Genomic DNA, 6,267 nt, shown 5'->3' on the forward strand with positions numbered 1-6,267 from the left:
CAAAAGAAACTTTGTGGCTATTGCCGGCGATTGCGTTGCCGCGGTCATGGCGGTGCGGGATGCTGGCCGTAAGCGTCGAATGCCCCGATTTTGGAGGCCAACATGGATCTGTTTCTTGAGACTCCGCAGCAACAAGCTGAGCGCATGCTGCGTCAGCAGCAACGACTCATGGAGATGCAAATGCAAGGGGTTGCCAACCAGGCGCCCGTGCAAAACGTCGTGCCCGCTGCTGTACCTGCAGCTGTGCCCGGGTGTGAATCGGCGCCAGAGGCCTATTCCGTACAGCAAGATTCATATGCGCAGGAGCTCGCGTTCGACAAACGCCGCGCGCGCCGCCGCCGTTTGGGCCAGCGCCTGCGCACATTGGCGATGATCGTGCTCATCCCGTTGGGGCTTGCGGCCATCTTTCTGGCGTCGTATGCCCTCACGTGCATCCTCAACGGCGCATCGCCCAACGAGGTGCTTCAACATCTAGCGGCCCTGGGCCAGCGCCTAGGTGACGTCATAACAACCATCCGCGCCGGCTGGGAGAGCTAGCGTTTTAACGCCCGCGGCTATAAGAGAAATTTGTCTGCAAGGCAGTGAGTGATCCGTGTGTATGGCGGGGTAAGATTGATCGCGGTTTTGATTGGTGCTCGATTGGGTTTGTTGGGCGGAGTTTATGTCTGCTATTGATATTGTGCTTGTTGTGATCGCCTTGGTGGCGGTGGGGGTTGCTGTGGCTTGCGCCATCCAGCTCAAGAGCCTGCGTGCCGAGTTGCGGGAGCGTGGCGACAGTAGCGCGGAAACGCTGGCAGCACTTGAGCAGGCCAACAACGCGCTCGATGCCCTGAACGTCGCGCTGGCTGAAACCCGCCGCACGGCCAATGCCATCGCGCAGCAGCAGACGACCGATGCGGCCGTGGAGCAGCAACGTTACCTGGCCATCGCACGCGAGTTCTCGCAAGCTGGTGACCGTATGGATGACCTGCGCCGCGAGACGACCCAACAGCTCGGCGCCAACCGCGAGGGCATCGAGCAGCGCCTGGACAAGGTGCGCGAGACGGTCGATGCCCAGCTGGGCGCCATCCGCAAGGACAACAACGTGCAGCTCGATCAGATGCGCGCGACGGTGGACGAGAAGCTCTCCCGCACGCTCAACGACCGTCTGTCGGCATCGTTTAAGCAGGTGAGCGACCAGCTCGAGGCCGTGTATAAGGGCCTGGGCGATATGCAATCTATCGCCACCGGCGTGGGCGACCTTAAACGTGTGCTGGGCAACGTGAAGGCGCGTGGTATTTTGGGCGAGGTGCAGCTGGGCGCGATCCTGGCGGACATCCTCACACCCGACCAGTATCTGGAAAACGTCGCCACCAAGCCCGGCGCCTCGGAGCGCGTTGAGTTTGCCGTCAAGCTGCCGGTAGACGAGGGAGACCCCGTGCTGCTGCCAATCGACTCCAAATTCCCGGGCGATGCGTATGAGCATCTGCTCGATGCCCAGGAGTCGGGCGACGCGGAGGCCGTCGCCGCCGCGCGCAAGACGCTCGACACCATGGTCAAGCGCGAGGCTAAAGACATTTGCGAAAAGTACCTGAGTGTGCCGGCAACGACCAACTTTGGCATCATGTTCGTGCCGTTTGAGGGACTGTACGCCGAGATCGTCAGCCGCCCCGGGCTTATCGAGACCCTGGGCCGCGACTATCACGTCAACGTAGCCGGTCCCAGCACCATGGCCGCCATCCTCAACAGCCTGCAGATGAGCTACCAGACGTTTAAGTTGCAAAAACGCACCGACGACGTGCTGCGTGTGCTTTCCGCCGTCAAGGCCGAGCTGCCGCGCTATCAGGCGGCGCTGCGCCGCGCCCAGCAGCAGATCGAGACCGCGGGCAAGACGGTCGAGGGCATCATCACCACGCGCACCAACGTTATGGAGCGCAAGCTCAAGGATATCGACGCGCTGGAAGATGCCGAGGAGGCCGACGAGGTCTTGGGGCTCACGTCTGCGGGCCTGCTTGCAGGGCAAGAAGACGAGGACTAGCCGCACCTGACGGCGGGGCGTCTGCGCAGGCGCGGGGCGCAGCGCTTCTCGCATCGCACTTGCCTAAAGCGCACTTTAATGTGCAACAATGGTGTTTCGCCCTATCAGATGCGAAAGGAAGCCCATGTCTCAGAGAAGCACCAGTCCGCTCAAACGCTCAACCGTGCGTCGCACGCTGCAGCGTTTTTGGGACGTCACGCGCACACAGCCGCTGATCGTCTTTCTCTCGGTGTTCTCGTCGGCGGGCTACATCTTTTTGCTGACGTTTGCCAATACCTATGTGATGGCCCTCATTGTCGACCGCGTTCAAGCCGGTCCCGTGGCGGGTGACCAGGTGTTTGAGGTCTTCGGCCCCTATATCCTGGCGCTCGTACTCGTTAACCTGGTGGGTCAGATCCTCTCCAAGCTACAGGACTACACCGTCTACAAGCTCGAAATCGCAGGCAACTATCACCTGGCGCGTCTGTGCTTCGACACGCTCTCCAACCAATCCATGACATTTCACACCAGCCGTTTTGGCGGATCGCTCGTTAGCCAGACGAGCCGTTTTATGAGCGGCTATACGGGACTGGTGGACGTGACGGTGTATTCGCTCATTCCCACCATCACCTCGGTCGTCTGCACGGTGGCGGCACTCGCCCCGGTGGTGCCCACATTTACTGTGATCCTGGTGGGCATCATGGTCGTCTACATTGCGTTTGTCTGGCTTATGTACAAGCGCATCATGCCGCTTTCGGCCGCGACGTCCGCCGCGCAAAACAAGCTCTCGGGCGTGCTGTCCGACGCGGTCACGAACATCCTGGCCGTCAAGACCTGCGGGCGCGAGGACTTTGAGCACGATCTGTTCGATGCCGCCGACCGCGCCGCGCGCGATGCTGAGACGGTATCGATGCACGCCATGATGCAGCGCAACTTTACGACCTCGGGCCTTATCGTCATCACCATGGCCGTGGTGAGCGTGTTTGTGGCGGGCGGCAACGCGTGGTTTGGCATCTCGGCCGGCGCGCTCGTCATGATCTTTACCTATACGTACAACCTCACCATGCGTCTGAACTACGTGAGCTCCATGATGCAGCGTATCAACCGCGCGCTGGGTGACGCTGCCGAGATGACGCGCGTGCTGGACGAGCCACGTTTGGTGGCAGACGACCCGGACGCCCCTGAGCTCAAAGTGACCGAGGGCGCGATTGATTTTGAGCACCTGAGCTTTGCGTACCGTGACGCTGCGGCGGGTGAGAGCGTGTTCGATGACCTGACGCTTCATGTGGCGGCGGGCCAGCGCGTGGGCCTGGTGGGCAAATCGGGCTCGGGTAAGACGACGCTCACCAAGCTGCTGCTGCGCCTGGACGATGTTCAGGGCGGCCGCGTACTCGTGGACGGTCAGGATGTCTCGCGCTGCACGCAGCAGAGCCTGCGCCGCCAGGTTGCCTACGTTCCGCAGGAGGCGCTGCTGTTCCACCGCTCCATTCGCGAGAATATCGCCTACGGCCGCCCCGACGCCACCGACGAGCAAATTCGTGAGGCGGCGCGCCTGGCCAATGCCCTGGAGTTTATCGACCGCCTGCCCCGTGGCTTTGACACCATGGTGGGCGAGCGCGGCGTCAAGCTCTCGGGCGGCCAGCGTCAGCGCGTGGCTATCGCCCGCGCCATCCTAACCAACGCGCCGATTCTGGTGCTCGATGAGGCGACCTCTGCCCTCGACAGCGAGTCCGAGGCTCTGGTGCAGGAGGCGCTCGAAAATCTGATGCGTGGACGTACCTCCATTGTGGTGGCGCACCGCCTGTCCACCGTGGCGGCGCTCGACCGCATCGTGGTGCTGGCCGATGGTGAGATCGTCGAGGACGGCACGCATGCGCAGCTTGTCGAGGCGGGCGGCGAGTATGCAAGCCTGTGGAGCCGCCAGACCGGCGCATTTTTGGAAGCGTAACGACCCTATACGTGGGACAATTGTGCTCATAAGTTTATTGTGCCGTTGAGCCGAGGAGTCGTTATGCCACGCGAGACCAATGCCGCCAAGCGCGAGCGCGCCATCGAGGTGTGTGAGCGCCTCAACCGTCGCTATGGCCCGGTCGAGTGCTTTTTGGACCACGAGAATCCCTTCCGCCTGCTGATCGCGGTGCTGCTTTCGGCGCAAACGACCGATATGCAGGTCAACAAGGTGACGCCGCGGCTGTTTGCCCAGTGGCCCACGCCCGAGGCCATGGCCGGGGCGAGCGTGGCTGACGTGGCGGACACCATCAAGTCACTCGGCTTCTACAAGAGCAAAGCCAAGCATGCCGTCGAGGCCGCGCAGATGATCGTCGCCGACTATGGCGGCGAGGTGCCGGCCGACATGAAGGAGCTCGTCAAGCTGCCGGGCGTGGGGCGCAAGACGGCGAACATCGTGCTCAACGTGGGGTTTGGCATTGTCGAGGGCATTGCGGTCGATACGCACGTCAACCGCATCGCGCATCGCCTAATGCTGAGTCCCAAGACGCATGCCAAGGAGCCGCTCAAGACCGAGCGGGATCTGCTCAAGATTCTGCCGCACGAGTATTGGGAGTCGGTCAACCATCAGTGGATCACCTTTGGTCGCGAGATCTGCGACGCCCGCAAACCCAAGTGTGACGAGTGCCCGCTGGCAGATTTGTGCCCCAGCGTGCGCGTAGCGGGGTAGGGCGGAACGCATCTTCGTCTGGCGTTTTTTGCGGGGCTAGGTTTGCCCTTGAGCCGGAGTCCTCTCCATGCGCTACCATGACAGACAATGTATTTGACGTACGACCTGCCGAGCTTGCCCCGGCGGGCTTTTGGCGTTGCAATGCCGGAGGAACAGCATGCTCATTCACCGTATAGCCGCGCAGCTCTACACTGCCGAGGCACTGCAGACCGTCGAGGCCGGGCTCGATGCCGGCGAGGACGTGACGCTGGCCGTGTCGCAGTCGGGTCGCACGCTTATGGCGGCAGCCCAGTTTGCGCGTCGCCCGCGCCCCACGGTCTACATTGTGAGTGGCGAGGATGCGGCCGATCGCGCCGCACGCAGTCTGGCCGCCTATGTGGGCCTGGCGCACGTGTGCCGCTTTCCCGAGCGCAAGGACTACCCTTGGCGCGAGCAGGCGCCCGACGACGCCGTGGTAGCCCAGCGCTGCGAGGCGCTCGGGCGCATCGTGCGCGGGGACAACTGCATCATGGTCGCCTCCGCTCGCGCACTGCTGCGTTGCGTGCCGCCGGTCGAGAGCCGCTATTGGGAGTCCACTACTTTTACGGTGGGCGAGGAGATTCCCTTCGACGAGGTGCCGCAGCGCCTGGTGGGCATGGGCTACGCCAATGCCGGTGCCGCCGACGCGCCCGGCCTGTTCCGCGTGCACGGCGACACCGTCGAGGTGTTTCCCGCGCAGGAGAAGGCACCCGTGCGCATTGAGTTCTTTGGCGACGAGATCGACCGCATCCGTCGCATGGTGAGTTCCACGGGCCAAACCATCGGCAACGAGGACAGCATTGAGATCTTCCCCTGCCGCGAGCTGGCGCTCACCGACGAGGCAGTCCACAACATGCATGTGGCGCTCTACCGCGCCAGCCAGGACGACAGCAAGCTGGCGGCGCTGCTCGAGATGGTGGACGCGCGCATCGTCACGCCCGAGCTCGACCGCTTTTTGCCGGTGATGTACGGCCAGACCGTGAGCCCGTTGGCGCACGTGAGCGGCAAGGCACTTGTGGTCCTGTCCGAGCCGCGCTCGCTGTTCGACGACTGCCTACGTGCCTACGAGGATATCGAAGCCCGTGCCGACGAGGCGGGGATTGACCGTCTGGACGGCCTGTACGTGCGTGCCCAGCAGCTCGACTTTGGTGCTCAGCAGCGTCTGAACTACGTGAGCCTGATTCGTGCCGGCGGCGCGGTTACGGCCGAGCTCAAGATTGAGCAGCCGGCCATTGCGGGCTCGGACAATCGATTTATGACGCGCATTCAGGAGGTTGTGGGCAAGCGCTACGCTTGCGTGTTTGCCATTCCCGACCGCGGTGCGCGCGAGTCGATGGAGCTCACCTTTGGCGATGCGGGCATTACCTTTGAGGAGTCGCTGACTGCCGCCCCCGAAAACGCCGGCGTTATCGGCGACCGTGTACGTGTGGCGGCGGCGGATTCTGCCGACCGCGCCGCCCGCCAGGGGGCCCATGCCTCGATTCGCGAGCGCCATGCCGACGCGCTCAACGCCCGCCCGCTCGAGGCGGGCGCGGCCCCGGCCGCCGCCGGTGCCGCTGTGCCCACCATCTCGCGC

At 63.3% G+C, this 6,267-nt stretch carries 4 protein-coding genes and 1 pseudogene; all 5 read left to right on the forward strand.

The annotated features are described in order from the left end of the window. The first annotated feature begins 102 nt into the window (after positions 1 to 102). Positions 103 to 537: a hypothetical protein gene (locus tag DXD94_RS06120; protein WP_117735428.1), complete on the forward strand. Its 435-nt coding sequence runs from the start codon at positions 103 to 105 to the stop codon at positions 535 to 537. A 124-nt stretch (positions 538 to 661) separates the two neighbouring features. Beyond that, on the forward strand, positions 662 to 2,017 hold the full coding sequence (locus tag DXD94_RS06125; protein WP_117743113.1) for a DNA recombination protein RmuC: 1,356 nt from the start codon (positions 662 to 664) through the stop codon (positions 2,015 to 2,017). A 124-nt stretch (positions 2,018 to 2,141) separates the two neighbouring features. Continuing rightward, a complete protein-coding gene (locus tag DXD94_RS06130) occupies positions 2,142 to 3,944 on the forward strand; it encodes an ABC transporter ATP-binding protein (protein WP_117763535.1) in 1,803 nt (600 codons plus the stop codon). 63 nt (positions 3,945 to 4,007) lie between these two features. Further along, positions 4,008 to 4,673 carry an endonuclease III gene (gene nth, locus DXD94_RS06135; RefSeq protein ID WP_117743114.1) on the forward strand — a complete coding sequence of 222 codons (666 nt, stop codon included), beginning with the start codon at positions 4,008 to 4,010 and terminating at the stop codon, positions 4,671 to 4,673. 157 nt (positions 4,674 to 4,830) lie between these two features. Continuing rightward, a pseudogene (locus DXD94_RS09820) lies at positions 4,831 to 6,267 on the forward strand (transcription-repair coupling factor); the annotation flags it as partial.

Origin of the sequence: Collinsella sp. TM10-22 (assembly GCF_003466125.1) — a bacterium.
GTDB lineage: Bacteria > Actinomycetota > Coriobacteriia > Coriobacteriales > Coriobacteriaceae > Collinsella.